Source organism: Pantoea sp. M_10 (assembly GCF_008631515.1).
In the GTDB taxonomy this organism is placed as follows: Bacteria; Pseudomonadota; Gammaproteobacteria; order Enterobacterales; family Enterobacteriaceae; genus Pantoea; species Pantoea anthophila.
The window spans coordinates 412065-426788 of the sequence record NZ_VWUL01000003.1; the positions used below are offsets into that span (position 1 = coordinate 412065).

At 60.1% G+C, this 14724-nt stretch carries 10 protein-coding genes and 1 riboswitch; of the genes, 3 read left to right on the forward strand and 7 right to left on the reverse strand.

Annotated elements, in window-relative coordinates; translation table 11 throughout:
* The first annotated feature begins 67 nt into the window (after positions 1–67).
* A complete protein-coding gene (gene djlA / locus F3I47_RS11740) occupies positions 68–880 on the forward strand; it encodes a co-chaperone DjlA (RefSeq protein WP_009092186.1) in 813 nt (270 codons plus the stop codon).
* Between the two features lie 51 nt (positions 881–931).
* Here djlA and rluA read toward each other — a convergent pair whose 3' ends face one another.
* The 3 genes from rluA to polB form a co-directional block, all read right to left on the reverse strand.
* Positions 932–1585 carry a bifunctional tRNA pseudouridine(32) synthase/23S rRNA pseudouridine(746) synthase RluA gene (gene rluA, locus F3I47_RS11745; RefSeq protein ID WP_009092184.1) on the reverse strand — a complete coding sequence of 218 codons (654 nt, stop codon included), beginning with the start codon at positions 1583–1585 and terminating at the stop codon, positions 932–934.
* A 39-nt stretch (positions 1586–1624) separates the two neighbouring features.
* Complete coding sequence (gene rapA, locus F3I47_RS11750) at positions 1625–4531, reverse strand: RNA polymerase-associated protein RapA (RefSeq protein WP_150028643.1); 2907 nt, start codon at positions 4529–4531, stop codon at positions 1625–1627.
* A 152-nt stretch (positions 4532–4683) separates the two neighbouring features.
* Positions 4684–7044 (reverse strand): DNA polymerase II, encoded by a 2361-nt coding sequence (gene polB, locus F3I47_RS11755; RefSeq protein ID WP_150028775.1) that lies wholly within the window; start codon positions 7042–7044, stop codon positions 4684–4686.
* Positions 7045–7213: 169 nt separating this feature from the next.
* Between polB and F3I47_RS11760 the strand changes: the two genes are divergently transcribed.
* Positions 7214–7978: a DedA family protein gene (locus F3I47_RS11760; protein WP_009092177.1), complete on the forward strand. Its 765-nt coding sequence runs from the start codon at positions 7214–7216 to the stop codon at positions 7976–7978.
* Positions 7979–7982: 4 nt separating this feature from the next.
* On the opposite strand, the gene thiQ is transcribed toward F3I47_RS11760, so the two are convergent.
* The 4 genes from thiQ to sgrR all read right to left on the reverse strand — a co-directional run bounded on the left by thiQ (position 7983) and on the right by sgrR (position 13086).
* Positions 7983–8684, reverse strand: a complete 702-nt coding sequence (gene thiQ, locus F3I47_RS11765; RefSeq protein ID WP_150028642.1) for a thiamine ABC transporter ATP-binding protein ThiQ — start codon at positions 8682–8684, stop codon at positions 7983–7985.
* Positions 8671–10278 (reverse strand): thiamine/thiamine pyrophosphate ABC transporter permease ThiP, encoded by a 1608-nt coding sequence (thiP, locus tag F3I47_RS11770; RefSeq protein ID WP_140028852.1) that lies wholly within the window; start codon positions 10276–10278, stop codon positions 8671–8673. The genes thiQ and thiP overlap by 14 nt, the downstream gene beginning before the upstream one ends.
* Entirely contained in the window at positions 10254–11240 is a 987-nt protein-coding gene (gene thiB, locus F3I47_RS11775) for a thiamine ABC transporter substrate binding subunit (RefSeq protein ID WP_150028641.1), read from the reverse strand. The genes thiP and thiB overlap by 25 nt, the downstream gene beginning before the upstream one ends.
* 46 nt (positions 11241–11286) lie before the next feature.
* A riboswitch (TPP riboswitch) is annotated at positions 11287–11389 on the reverse strand.
* A 35-nt stretch (positions 11390–11424) separates the two neighbouring features.
* Positions 11425–13086, reverse strand: a complete 1662-nt coding sequence (gene sgrR / locus F3I47_RS11780; RefSeq protein WP_150028640.1) for an HTH-type transcriptional regulator SgrR — start codon at positions 13084–13086, stop codon at positions 11425–11427.
* 254 nt (positions 13087–13340) lie between these two features.
* On the opposite strand from sgrR, the gene F3I47_RS11785 reads away from it, so the two are divergent.
* The gene (locus tag F3I47_RS11785; protein ID WP_058958457.1) at positions 13341–14519 is read left to right on the forward strand and encodes an MFS transporter; all 1179 of its coding nucleotides are present in this window, start codon (positions 13341–13343) and stop codon (positions 14517–14519) included.
* The last annotated feature ends 205 nt before the right edge of the window (positions 14520–14724 follow it).

The following is a 14724-nucleotide window of genomic DNA, read 5'->3' on the forward strand; positions in this document are numbered from 1 at the left end:
GCGCTGAGATAAATGACAGGTATGATAATGCAATTTTCAGCCGCAAGCATGGCGAATTGAGGAGTTTATGCGCTACTGGGGAAAAGTTGTGGGTCTGGCGCTGGGATTACTTTCCGGTGCAGGCTTCTGGGGTATTGTGATCGGTTTGATCATTGGCCATATGTTTGACAAAGTGCGCGGCGCGCAAGGCAAGGCTTACTTCTCAAATAATCAGACCCGACAGACGCTGTTTTTCAGCACCACCTTTCAGGTCATGGGCCATCTGACCAAGTCAAAAGGGCGCGTTACCGAAGCGGATATTCAGATTGCATCGCTGCTTATGGAGCGGATGCAACTGCACGGTGACTCGCGCACCGCCGCCCAGCGCGCATTTCGTGAAGGCAAGCAGGCAGATTACCCGTTACGCAGCAAACTGCGGGAACTGCGCAGCGCCTGTTTTGGCCGGTTCGATCTGATTCGCATGTTCCTGGAAATTCAGATTCAGGCTGCCTTTGCCGACGGTTCCCTGCATCCCAATGAGCGGCAGGTGCTCTATGTCATCGCCGAGGAGCTGGGCATTTCACGCGTTCAGTTCGATCAGTTCCTGCGCATGATGGAAGGCGGCCAGCAGTTCGGCGGCGGACAGCGCAGTGGCAATGGTGGCTTTCAGCAGGCGCAACGTGGACCAACGCTGGAAGATGCCTGCAGCGTGCTGGGTGTGAAGAGCAGCGATGACGCCACCACCATCAAGCGCGCATACCGCAAGCTGATGAGCGAGCATCATCCCGACAAGCTGGTGGCGAAGGGGCTGCCGCCAGAGATGATGGAGATGGCGAAGCAGAAGGCGCAGGAAATTCAGGCGGCGTACGATCTGATTCGCAAAGAAAAAGGCTTTAAGTAATCGCGCCTCTCTCCGCCTCTCAGAAGGAGGCGGCCAGGCGTACCGCCCCCCTTAAAAATCGGCGGGCTGACGAAAGGTCATGGCATTACCGAATGCCGGATGGGTGATAGTCAGTGACTCCGCGTGCAGCAGCAGGCGCGGTGCCATCGCCCTGGCGTCCGGATGGGCATAGAAGTTGTCGCCCAGAATCGGATGGCCCAGGGCCAGCATATGCACCCGCAGCTGGTGCGAGCGGCCGGTAATCGGCTTCAGCGAAACGCGCGCACTGTTATCCGCACGATATTCCAGCACCTGATACTCCGTCTGCGCGGCTTTGCCGTTCTCGAAGCAGACCATCTGCTTCGGACGATTGGGCCAGTCGCAAATCAGCGGCAGATCAACCACTCCCTCCTCCTTCTCCGGATGACCCCAGATGCAGGCCACGTATGTCTTGGCGGGTTCCCGCTCGCGAAACTGCCGTTTCAGCTCACGCTCAGCCGCCTTGGTCAGGGCGACGACCATCACACCACTGGTCGCCATATCCAGCCGGTGAACCGATTCCGCCTGCGGAAAATCACGCTGTATCCGCGTCATCACGCTATCTTTGTGCTCATCCAGCCGACCGGGTACCGAGAGCAGACCGCTGGGTTTATTCACCACCATGATATGCGCATCCTGATAAAGGATGTGCAGCCAGGGTTCACGCGGTGGATTGTAAGGTTCCATAGGGCTTTCCAAAAATAAGGGGCCGGAGGGCCCCTGAGCTTACTGGTGAGTCACCACAATCAGGCGCAGCGCGTCGAGACGCCAGTTGGCCTGATCCAGGCTTTCCAGCACCTGTTCACGGTTGCTTTCCAGCGCCTCGATCTCATCTTCACGGATGTTCGGGTTCACCGCTTTCAGCGCGTTGAGACGGGAAAGCTCTGCGCCCAGCTTTTCATTCGCCTCGGCCCGCGCCGCTTCAATCACCGCACGTGCCTCGCTGACCACGCTCTCTTCACCCTGGGTGAGGATCGCATGCACATCCTGCTGCACCGCATTGACCAGTTTGCTGGCGGTGTGGCGGTTAACCGCATTCAGCTGGCGGTTAAAGCTTTCGAACTCCACTTTCCCGGCCAGGTTGGTGCCGTTGCGATCGAGCAGCAGACGGACAGGCGTCGGTGGCAGGAAGCGGGTCAGCTGCAGATGCTTCGGTGCCTGCGCTTCCACCACGTAGATCAGCTCAACCAGCAGCGTGCCTACCGGCAGCGCCTTGTTCTTCAGCAGTGACAGCGCGGAGCTGCCGGTGTCACCCGACAGGATCAGATCCAGGCCGTTACGGATCAGCGGATGTTCCCAGGTGATGAACTGGGTATCCTCGCGGGAGAGCGCCTGATCGCGGTTGAACGTGATGGTGCAGCCATCTTCCGGCAGGCCAGGGAAATCGGGCACCAGCATGTGGTCGGAAGGGGTCAGCACAATCAGGTTATCGCTGCGGTCTTCCTGATTGATACCAACAATATCAAACAGGTTCAGCGCGAAGTTCACCAGACCGGTGTCGTTATCCTGCTCGCTGATGGCGTTCGCCAGCAGCTGAGCCGATTCGCCGCCGTTAGAGTTCAGCTCCAGCAGACGATCGCGGCCCTGTTCCAGCTGCGATTTCAGCGCCTCGTGCTGTTTACGGCACTCCGCGATAAAGCTGTCAAAGCCTTCACTGTTTTCCGGCGCGGCTAGATAGCCAATCAGCTGCTGATGCACGCTGTCGTAGATGGTACGACCGGTCGGGCAGGTGTGCTCGAACGCGTCCAGACCTTCATGATACCAGCGCAGCAGCACCGCCTGAGCGGTCTGCTCCAGCCACGGCACCAGAATCTGAATATCGTGCGCCTGACCAATACGGTCCAGACGGCCGATACGCTGCTCCAGCAGATCCGGGTTAAAGGGCAGGTCGAACATCACCAGGCGGCTGGCAAACTGGAAGTTACGGCCTTCAGAACCGATTTCGGAGCAGAGCAGAACCTGTGCGCCGTTCTCTTCTGAGGCAAACCATGCGGCAGCACGGTCACGCTCAATGATCGACAGGCCTTCGTGGAACACCGCCGCCCGGATGCCTTCGCGCTCGCGCAGCACCTGCTCCAGCTGCAGCGCCGTGGCCGCTTTGGCGCAGATGACCAGCACTTTCTCTTTACGGTTAGTGGTGAGATAGCCCATCAGCCATTCCACGCGCGGATCGAAGTTCCACCAGGTGCCGCTGTCGCCTTCAAACTCCTGATAAATCTGCTCCGGATAGAGCAGGTCACGCGCCCGCTCCTCGGCGCTTTTGCGCGTGCCCATAATGCCGGAGACTTTGATGGCCGTCTGATACTGCGCAGGCAGTGGCAGGCGGATCTGATGAAGTTCGCGTTTCGGGAAACCTTTCACACCGTTACGGGTGTTGCGGAACAGGACGCGGCTGGTGCCGTGGCGATCCATCAGCATGGCGATCAGCTCCTGACGCGCCTCCAGCTTGCCCTCACGATCGCTGTTGGCGACCTGCAGCAGCGGCTCGATATCCTCTTCGCCCACCAGATCGTTGATCCGGTTCATCTCTTCCTGGGAGATCGCCTGGTCAGCCAGCAGCGCTGTCACCGCATCGGCAATCGGACGGAAATGCTGCTGCTCTTCAACAAAGGCAGCAAAATCGTGGAAACGGTCCGGATCGAGCAGGCGCAGACGGGCAAAGTGGCTCTCCATGCCGAGCTGTTCCGGCGTCGCCGTCAGCAGCAGCACCCCGGCCGTTTTCTCAGCCAGTTTTTCGATGACCAGATATTCACGGCTCGGTTCGCCTTCGGACCAGGCCAGGTGGTGTGCCTCATCCACCACCAGCAGATCCCATTCGGCATCGGCCAGCAGTTCAAGGCGCTGTTTGTTACGGCGAACAAAGTCGAGCGAACAGATGATCAGCTGTTCCGTTTCAAACGGGTTATCGCTGTCGTGCTGCGCTTCGGTGTAGCGGTCATCATCAAACAGAGCGAAACGCAGGTTAAAGCGGCGCAACATCTCGACCAGCCACTGATGCTGTAAGGTTTCAGGCACCACGATGAGTACCCGCTCGGCACGACCCGCCAGCAGCTGCTGCTGAATGATCATCCCGGCTTCAATGGTTTTACCCAGGCCCACTTCATCGGCCAGCAGTACGCGTGGCGCGTGGCGGCGACCCACATCGTGTGCGATATGCAGCTGATGAGGGATCAGGTTCGTGCGCATGCCGCGTAAACCGCTGATCGGCAGACGGTACTGCTCACTCTGGTATTTGCGTGCGCGGAAGCGCAGGGCAAAGCGGTCCATGCGGTCGAGCTGACCGGCAAACAGACGATCCTGCGGCTTACTGAACACCAGCTTGCTGTCGAGCATCACTTCACGCAGGATTACATCGCTTTCTTCAGTATCCAGTCGGGTACCGATATAGGTCATCAGGTCATTTTCGTTGCGGACTTCATCGACGCGCATCTGCCAGCCTTCGTGACTGGTGATGGTATCACCCGGGTTAAAGATGACGCGGGTAACTGGCGAATCGTTGCGGGCGTAGAGGCGGTTTTCCCCCGTGGCCGGAAACAGCAGGGTGATCATGCGGGTATCGATCGCCACCACGGTGCCCAGTCCCAGTTCACTTTCCGTATCACTAATCCAGCGCTGACCTAATGTAAAAACCATATATTTTTAGCTCGAATTTTAACGTTTTTAGAGGTGTTCCCGAATCTCAGGCAATAGCGTTACCGCCAGACAACAAGGTCTGGAGCGTGCATAAGAGCGGTGAGTTTCAGGAAGGGCGCTATGGTACTGGATGGCAGGGCATTCGTCACCTGTCAAAAAAGCCCCAGTTGCCCCGTAATCAGTGTAGCAAAATCTCCCCCGACAAAGGGCAGAATCCCCTCTGCCACCGGCTGCAGCTGCTTCGTCACATAGTGGTCATAGTCGAGCGGCGTACTGCGCGCCTCCAGCGGTTCGGGGCCAGCCGTAGCCATGACGTAACGAATCCGGCCGCCGTTCTGATACTGCAGTGGCCGGTTCAGTTTGCGATTCTGCTCATCAGCCAGCCGGGCGGCGCGCACGTGCGGGGGCACATTTCGTTCATACTCCTTCAGCGGACGCCGCAGGCGCTTTTTGTAGATCAGCTGATCGTCCAGCTCGCCCGCCAGCAGCTGCGCCACGGTCTCCCGGATGTAATCCTGCCACGGCTCGCGGTGGAAAATACGGTGGTAGAGCTGCTGCTGAAATGTTTTGGCCAGCGGCGTCCAGTCGGTTCGCACCGACTCCAGTCCCTTAAAGACCATGCGCGCACCGTCGGCGTCACGAATCAGTCCGGCGTAGCGTTTCTTGCTGCCCTGTTCCGCGCCGCGAATGGTCGGCATCAGAAAACGGCAGAAGTGGTTTTCATACTCCAGTTCCAGCGCGCTGGTCAGTCCCAGCGTCTGCTGCAGGTGATCGCGCCACCAGGCATTCACTTTCTGCACCAGCTGATGACCAATGGCAGCGGCCTGCTCCTCATCGTGGGCCGACTTCAGCCAGACAAAGGTGGAGTCGGTGTCACCGTAGATGACGTCGTAGCCTTCCGCTTCAATCAGCGCGCGGGTCTGCTGCATGATGGCGTGACCGCGCAGGGTAATTGAGGAGGCGAGTCGCGGATCAAAGAAGCGGCAGGCACTGGTGCCCAGCACACCGTAAAAGGCGTTCATGATGATCTTCAGTGCCTGTGACAGCGGCTGATTGTTCTGTTTTTTCGCCGCTTCGCGCCCCAGCCAGATCTGTTCAACCATCGCCGGCAGGCAGTGGGTGTGGCGAGAGAAGCGCGCTTCCCGGAAACCGGCAACCGAATCCGCATCATCAGGATGGGCCAGACCCTCCACCAGGCCCACAGGGTCGATCAGGAAGGTGCGGATAATCGACGGATAGAGGCTTTTGTAATCCAGCACCAGCACCGAGTCGTAGAGACCGGGACGCGAATCCATGACATAACCGCCCGGACTCGCTTCCGGGGCCACCTCACCCATATTGGGCGCGACAAACCCGACACGGTGCATGCGCGGAATATAGAGGTGACTGAACGCCGCCACCGAACCGCCATGGCGGTCCACGGCCAGACCATTAACCGCCGCGCGCTCCAGCAGAAACGGCATGATCGCCGTTTTGTGGAAGATGCGCGTCACCAGTTCGCAATCTTTCAGGTTGTAGCGCGCCAGCGCCGGTTTATCGTTGGCAAACCGCCAGTTTATTTCCTCCATGCGGTGCCAGGGATTGTCGATCGCTTTGCCTTCACCCAGCAGCTGCTGCGACACCGACTCCAGGCTGAACGACGGAAAATCCCAGAACGCCGATTTCAGTGCGTCGATGCCATCAATGATCAGGCGGCCGCTGGCCTGCGCGAAAAAAACGCCTGGCTTGAAGCCATGCTCCCGCCACTCCAGCGCCGTCTGCTGGCGGCCAAGACGCAGCGGAATGCCGTAGCGGTCGGCATGCTTCTGCAGCACCCGCAGGTCAAACTGCACCACGTTCCAGCCAATCAGGACATCCGGGTCATGCTCTGCAAACCACTGGTTCAGGGCTTCCAGCAGCTGTGGCCGGCTGTCGAGATAGATCAGGTCGAAATCCAGCGTGCTGGCATCGCCGTTAGCGGGGCCGAGCATATAGACCTGGCGCTGACCGCAGCCCTCCAGTCCGATGCAGTAGAGCTCGCCATGCTGGGTGGTTTCAATATCCAGCGAGACCCATTTCAGCGGCGGGCGATAGTCGGGGTGGGGCTTAAGCCGCGCATTGATCAGCGTGTCGCCCTGCTGCTCGCCATCAAACCAGACGGGGGCGGTAATAAAGCGCTCCATCAGATAGCGTTCCGGCGGGCGGATATCCGCCTCGTAGATCGGAATCCCCTGTTCGCGCAGCCGTTTTTCGATGCGCTGGAGCTGACGATGCTGCTGGCAGTAGAGGCCCAGCACCGGACGGTGACGAAAATCTTTCAGCGCCAGCGGCTGGATACGCAGCTGGCGTTCCTCTCTCTGCAGCTCGCTGATCTGCGCCTGATATTCCGCAGGCACAAAAGCGACAGACTCCTGCACAGGCAGCACCACGCGCTGCGCGCCCGCATCGGTGGCGAGCCAGAGGATAATTTCGGTGCCATTCGGGCTGTCGCGCCAGTGGCGGGTGAGCAGAAAACCTGCGCGGGGCATAGTCAGATGTTCTCCGGACGCCATGTTTCAGGGATAAGTAAACAACCTGAGTATATCATGGATATTTATACAGTTCCTGTCGCCACGATTTGTCAACATTGTCCTACAATTCTTGCCTTGACGCTGTGTGGCTGGCTCTGGACAATCCAGCCTTCTGCTTTGACTAAGGACCACTATGGAAGCCTGGATTCAACAACTGATTACGCAGTCCCTGGAGTGGGCGCTGTTTGCCGTTGCGCTGGTGACGTTTCTGGAGTCGCTGGCGCTGGTCGGGCTGTTGCTGCCAGGTACGGTGATGATGGCCAGCCTGGGCGCGCTGGTCGGCAGTGGCGAGCTTGGCCTTTATCCTGCCTGGGCGGCGGGCTTTGCGGGCTGCCTGATCGGTGACTGGGTTTCCTACGGTATCGGCTGGAAATTCCAGGGGCCGCTGCACCGCTGGAAGTATCTGCAAAAGTATAAAGGCCTGCTGGATAAAACCGAGCATGCCCTGCATCAGCACAGTATGTTTACCATCCTGGTCGGACGTTTTGTCGGCCCCACGCGGCCGCTAATCCCGCTGGCGGCGGGTATGCTGGAGCTGCCGGTACGTAAATTTCTGCCGCCTAATCTCATCGGCTGTCTTCTCTGGCCGCCGATCTATCTGCTGCCCGGCATTCTGGCCGGGGTGGCGATTGACGTGCCAAAAGCGGCGCAGGGCGGCAGCTTTAAATGGCTGTTACTGGGCGCAGCGCTGCTGATCTGGCTTGGCGGCTGGTTAGGCTGGCGCTGGTGGCGCAGTGGCAAAAGCCGTGACTGGGCCACCGCCTGGCTGCCCCCGGCGCGCCTGCGCTGGGCTGGCCCGCTGGGGCTGGCGATCGCCGTGGCGGCGTTTGTCGCGATCCAGTTCCATCCGATGATGCCGGTTTTCCGCCATCTGCTGTGGCAGGTTTTCATCGCCTGAGCCGCTAACGGCGCGGGATGCCGAGTACGTCGGCCTCCCGCGTGTCGCCCGACAGCAGCTGTCGGGTTTCGCCATCCCAGTAAACCCGGCCATCCACAATCACCACGCTGCGCGGCGCGATCTGCTGCGCATCTTCCAGACTGTGTGACACCATCAGCAGCGTGATGCTGCGCGCCTCACACACCGAACGCACCAGCTGAAGCATTTCGCCGCGCAGGGCGGGGTCCAGCGCGGAAAAGGGCTCATCCAGCAGCAGCACCGGACGGTCACGCAGCAGGCAACGGGCCAGCGCCACGCGCTGGCGCTGGCCGCCCGACAGTTCGCCTGGCAGGCGTGACAGCAGATCGCTTAATCCCACCTGTTCAGCCAGCGCAGTCAGCTGCTGCTGCTGTTCCGCGCTGAGTCGTAGCCCGGGGTGCAGCCCCAGCGCCATATTCTGCTGCACGCTGAGGTGCGGAAACAGGTTGTTCTCCTGAAACAGCATGGAGACCGGTCGTCGGGCCGGGACAGTGTGGGTGTGCTCCTGACCGTCAATCAGCAGGGTGCCCTGATTCACCGGCAGAAAACCGGCAATCAGGCTCAGCAGGGTGCTTTTACCCGCGCCGCTGGGGCCGAGAATCGCGATGCGTTCACCGCGTGTGGCCCTGAAGCTGAAGCGCATCGGCAGATGCTGGTAGAGATAGGTAAGGTTATCAAGAGTCAGCATGGCGGCCCGGTAATTTTTCCATTAGCGTGAACAGCAATAAGCAGAGCAGCAGCAGCAGCAGGGCGGTAACCGCACCATCAGCGCCACGATAGGCGCCTATCTGCTGATAGAGATAGAACGGCAGCGTGCGGAAGTCGGCGCTGCCAAACAGCGCCACCACGCCAAAATCACCAATCGACAGCACGCAGGCAAAGGCCAGCGCCTGGGCCAGCGGACGTTTCAGCGCCCGCAACTCGATCAGCCGCAGCCGGTTCCAGCCCTGAATATCCAGTGAATCGCAGAGTCTGCCGTAACGCTCTGCGGTGTCGCGCATCGGGTTTTCCAGCACTTTCAGCGCATAGGGAATGGCGATCAGTGCATTGGTAAACATCACCAGCCCTTCGGCGGAGTCGGGCAGGCCGATGGTGGCGTTGAACAGCAGGAAAAAACCGGTGGCGAGCACAATGCCCGGCATCGCCAGAATCAGCATTCCGCTGGTGTCGATAAGCGTGGCCGCCGCCGGATGCTGGCGCAGACGCAGCTCGCGGCTGCTCCAGAGCAGCATCATGGTCAGCACCACGCAGATCAATCCGGCCCCGGTGGCGATGCGTAATGAGGTCAGGGTTGCCCGCCAGAGAGCAGGCTGAGCCAGCGCACCGCGCACGCCGCCATGCAGGCCCTCCACAATTACCGCCGCCAGCGGAGGCAGCAGCAGAAGCAGCGCCAGCAGGATGAGCAGCGCATCGCTGAGCTGTGCGCCCCATGAATCCTGCGGATCGCGCCAGCCCTTCAGCTGACGGGTTCCGGCGGGGATCGCCTTACTGAAGCGCTGGCTGAGCAGCACCAGCGTCAGGCAGCAGCCGAGCTGAATCAGCGCCAGCAGCGCGGCACGGCCCGGATCGTAGTCATAACTCAGCGCCTGGAAAATCGCCAGTTCGAGCGTGGTAGCCTGCGGCCCGCCCCCCAGTGACAGCACGGTGGCAAAGCTGGCAAAGCAGAGCATAAAGATCAGCGCGCCGGTCGGCAGCAACTGACGCCGCAGCCACGGCCACTCCAGCAGGCGAAAATGGTGCCAGCCGCGCAGGTCGAGCTGCGCCGCGAGCTGACGCTGCTCGGCCGGAATGCTCTCCAGCGCCTGCAGCATCAGACGCGTCGCCAGCGGCAGATTAAAGAAGACGTGCGCCAGCAAAATGCCCGGCAGACCATAGGGTGAGAAGTGATAACCGATGCCCAGCAGCTGACAGAGCTGGGCCAGCCAGCCAACGCGGCCATAGACGGTCAGCAGACCAAACACCGCCACCAGTACCGGCAGGACCAGGGTCATGGCACAGAGACGCAGCAGCAGCTGGCGGCCGGGAAAACGGCGCCGATAGAGCGCACGCGCCAGCGGCACCGCAGGCAGCAGGGAGAGCAGGGCGGAGAGCAGCGCCTGACCGAAAGAGAAGCCGATTACGTGCCGCAGATACGCATCCTGCAGCACGCTGCGCCACTCCAGGCCTGGCGCGGCCATCCAGAGTGCGCCAAAGGCCAGCAGCGCCACGCCGGTTAGCAGCAGCGTGGCGAGCGAGCCGGGGATCAGCCAGCGCGGCATCAGCGGCTGACGGCGCGTTGCCACTGGCTGATCCAGCCTGAACGCTGTGTGGCCACCTCTTCAGGCGAGAACTGCAGGGCGGTGGACGGCACCGTCAGGCTGGCAAAACCGGCAGGCAGCGGCGTATCGATCACCGGGTACATCCAGTTGCCGGTGGGAATGGTGCGCTGGAACGCAGGCGAGACCATAAACTGCATGAACTGCTGTGCCAGCGCAGGCTGTTTGCTGCTGGCTAACTGTGCGGCCACTTCCACCTGCAGATAGTGTCCTTCGGCAAACGGGGCGGCGGCGTAGTTCTCTTTTTTCTCTTCGATGATGTGATAAGCCGGAGAGGTGGTGTAACTCAGCACCAGCTCGCCTTCGCCCTTCAGGAACAGGCCATAGGCTTCGCTCCAGCCTTTGGTCACCGTCACGGTTTTCTGCGCCAGCTTCTGCCACGCCTGCGGAGCCTGGTCGCCGTAGACCTTCTGCATCCACAGCAGCAGGCCTAAGCCGGGGGTACTGGTACGGGGATCTTCGTAGATCACCCGCCACTTTTCCGGGCTGTCAACCAGCTCTTTCAGGCTTTTGGGCGGGTTTTTGAGCCGGGTTTTGTCATAGACAAAGGCGAAGTAGCCATAGTCAAACGGCACAAAGGTGGTGTCGTGCCAGCCGCCAGGCAGGGTAAGTTTTGCGGTGTCGACCTGACTTTCAGCAAACAGACCGGTTTTCTGCGCCGCCTGCACCAGATTGTTATCCAGCCCCAGCACCAGATCCGCTTTGCTGTTTTTGCCTTCCATCCGCACGCGGTTCAGCAGCGAGACGCCATCTTCCAGCGTGACGAATTTCAGCTCACAGTTACATTGCGCCTCAAAGGCTTTTTTTACCGCCGGGCCAGGGCCCCAGTCGGCAGAGAAGGAGTCGTAGGTGTAGACCGTGAGGACCGGCTTAGCCGCCAGAACGGGGGCGGAGAGTAACAGCAATACCGGCAGAACTTTGTTTAACACTTTGCGCTCCTTCAGGAGAATAGGGGATGAGTCGCAAAGGATCTGAGCACAGCGGCCTCTCAAATCCCTACGTCGGTATTAACCGAATCAGGTTCGACGGGTCTCTCTCAGCTGCTTGCTGGTTGCAGGCGGCACCCCGTTGAGAACGTCACATTCTAGTCATTTCAGCGCCGTGGCGAAAGCATCACAGTGCCGGCGGCGCAAACCAGGCTGATTTAAAATCAAACCAGCCCAGGGTATTCATCCGCACGCCGCGCATGCTGCGCTGGCCCTCCAGCAATAGCCAGTGATGAAACAGCGGATGCAGGCCCGCCTCTTCAACCAGCTGTTTGCTCCACTCGGCCAGCGGCAGCGTTTTCTCGCGCCAGCGGGCCGCGTCACTGTGCCAGTCAATCGGCAGGCAGTGATGCAGCAGCGGGATCTCATACAGCTGGGCGAACAGCGACCAGTTCAGCGGCAGGGTAAAGTTGACGCTGCCGAGCCAGATATCACTCTCCGCGTCGCCCTGATACCAGCTTTCATAACTGATCTCACGGGTTTCCAGGGTGACGCCCTGTTGGGCCAGCAGGGGACGCAGCGCATTGGCGATGCCCTCATGCTCCACGTGCTGACTGTACCAGGTCAGCCTCAGATGGGTCAGGCCGGACGGCTTTTCGACCGGGGTCAGGTCCCGGCGGTGGTGCCAGCGCGGCAGCAGGCCATAAGCCGGAAACCAGTATCGCTGATAGCCGACGCCCGCGTGGTTGAGCAGGGCGATAGGGTTGAAGAGATAACTGACCCAGCGCCTGACTGCCTCATTGCGGCCCTGCTCTGAACGCTGGTCAAACAGCAGATAGTAGCAGCCCTCCTCAAGGCGGCTCTCCTCCTGAATTTCATCCGCAGCGTCCCCCTGCAGGCGCACACCGGCATAGACCAGCTCATCGCTGATGTCGGGCAGCACCCAGATAGAGACATCGTCGATCAGGGCGCGAAAACCGAAGTAATCATCAAAAGCTTCAATCTTCAGCTGGCTCTCATGATTGCGGATCACCCGGTAGGGGCCGGTGCCGACTGGCTGGCGGGCAAAATCCTGAATCGTCGGCCACTCACGCGGCAGGATCATCGCGCTGACGCTGCCCAGCAGCCAGGGCAGGCCGTCGTCGGGCTGGCTCAGATGCACATCCAGCGTCCAGGGGGCGGGTGAGGAGATCTCCGCAATGTGGGAAAAGAGCGGATGAGGGCGCTGACGCTCCAGGGTGGCGATGACATCCGCCATTTCCAGCTCCCGACCGTGATGAAAACGAATGGCCGGACGCAGAAAGAAGCGCCAGTGAAGCGGGGAGGTCTGCTGCCAGTGATGCGCGATATCGGGCTCGATTTCCCCGTTTTCCTCATTTATCCGCGTCAGGCCATTAAAAATCTGCCGGGCGATGTGCGTTTCAGAGCGTCGCAGCGGCGAGCCAGGCAGCAGATTGAGCAGGGGACGATAGTAGAGCACCCGCAGGATATGCTTGCCCTGCCGGAAACTGCGGCCGAGATGCGCACTGATCATTTGCCGCACCTGATCCTTATCGCCCACCAGCTGGACCAGCTGATCGATGCGATCCTGCTCCAGCAGATCTTCGGCACGCTGCTGCTGTAAAGCCAGCCCGGTATAGCAGAACGTCAGATGTGACCGCCTGCCGCGTCCCGCTTCTGCCTGCCAGATCAGCCAGCCTGCCGCCTGCATCCGGTTGAGCAGATTGCGCATGTGGCGGCGCGAGCAGTGCAGCAGGTCAGCCAGTTCGCTGAGCGTAATGGCCTGCGACTGGCCCTGGCAGCTCTGCCACAGGCGAATGAATTGCTGCTTCAGACGTGACGAGGACATAAAAGAGGAACTCCTGCTGAAAAGCGCTCTGTTTTTTCTGCCTCATTTTAAGAGCAAACTTTGCGCTATGGGAAGAGCGGGAGGCATTCAGTCTGGAATGGCGTTCAACCCTGACTTCGCTGTTCAGCGGAGTGCTTTTCTGAGTAGGGTGCATTTACACCGCCAGCAGAGGATCTCTGCTGGCTTTTTTCATCGTGCGCGGTATGGTCTACCCTTCTTTTTTCCTCTCTGTTTAGCCTCTAAGGGATTTCGCTATGAAATCGCTGTTAACGCGGCAGCGCCGCATCAATCCGGTTTACCTCGCTTTTATGGTCGCCTCGTTCATGCTGGGCGTGGCGGGCGCATTGCAGGCACCGACGCTGAGCCTGTTTCTGACGCGCGAAGTGCAGGCCCGCCCTTTCTGGGTCGGACTGTTTTTTACCATCAATGCGGTGGCCGGTATCCTGGTGAGCATGCTGGTGGCGAAGCGTTCGGACAGCGTGGGGGACCGCCGTAATATCATTCTGTTCTGCTGCCTGATGGCGCTGGTTAATGCGCTGCTGTTTGCCTTTAGCCGCCACTACCTGACGCTGATTACGCTGGGTGTGCTGCTGTCGGCGCTCGCCAGCGTCTCGATGCCTCAGCTCTTTGCGCTGGCCCGGGAATATGCCGATCAGTCGGCGCGTGAAGCGGTCATGTTCAGTTCGGTGATGCGCGCGCAGCTGTCACTGGCGTGGGTCATCGGGCCACCGCTCTCATTTGCGCTGGCGCTGAACTATGGTTTTGTCACGCTGTTTATGGTGGCCGCCGCGCTGTTTCTGATCTGTATCCTGCTGGTCTGGTTTACCCTGCCGTCAGTGCCCCGTGCGCAGCCGCTGCTGCAAAGCGGCGGTCTGCCGCTAAGCGGCTGGCGCGATCGCGATGTGCGCCTGCTGTTTATCGCCTCGGTGGTGATGTGGACCTGCAATACCATGTATATCATTGATATGCCGCTCTATATCAGTACGACGCTTGGCCTGCCGGAAAAGCTGGCGGGTCTGCTGATGGGCACGGCCGCCGGGCTGGAGATCCCGGTGATGCTGCTGGCCGGGCATTACGCCCGCCGCATGGGCAAGCGCCGGTTAATGCTGGTGGCGGTGGCCGCCGGGGTACTGTTTTATCTGGGGCTGGTGCTGTTTAACTCCCGCACGTCACTGATGGTATTGCAGCTGTTTAATGCGGTGTTTGTCGGGATTATTGCCGGGATTGGGATGTTGTGGTTCCAGGATCTGATGCCGGGACGGCCTGGCGCTGCAACCACCCTGTTCACCAACTCCATCTCAACCGGCATGATTCTGGCCGGGGTGATTCAGGGTACGCTGAGCGAGCGGCTGGGACATGAGGCGGTCTACTGGCTGGCATTCGGGCTGGCAATTGTGGCGCTGGTGATGTCGGCGCGGGTGCGCGACGTATAAAGAAGAAGGGCGACAGGATGTCGCCCTTTTTTTAACTATTGAGGAATCTGGACCGGTCGCTGTGATAGCGAGCCTGCTCAGGGAACACGGTCAGATCGGAAAGGCGCTTAAGCCAATCCCTGGCCGCTCGGCCCGCGCGATTACGCACCTCATCCATGAGGTGCGCCCGTAAACGGGCCAACGCATTGCGTTGTTCAAAAACGCT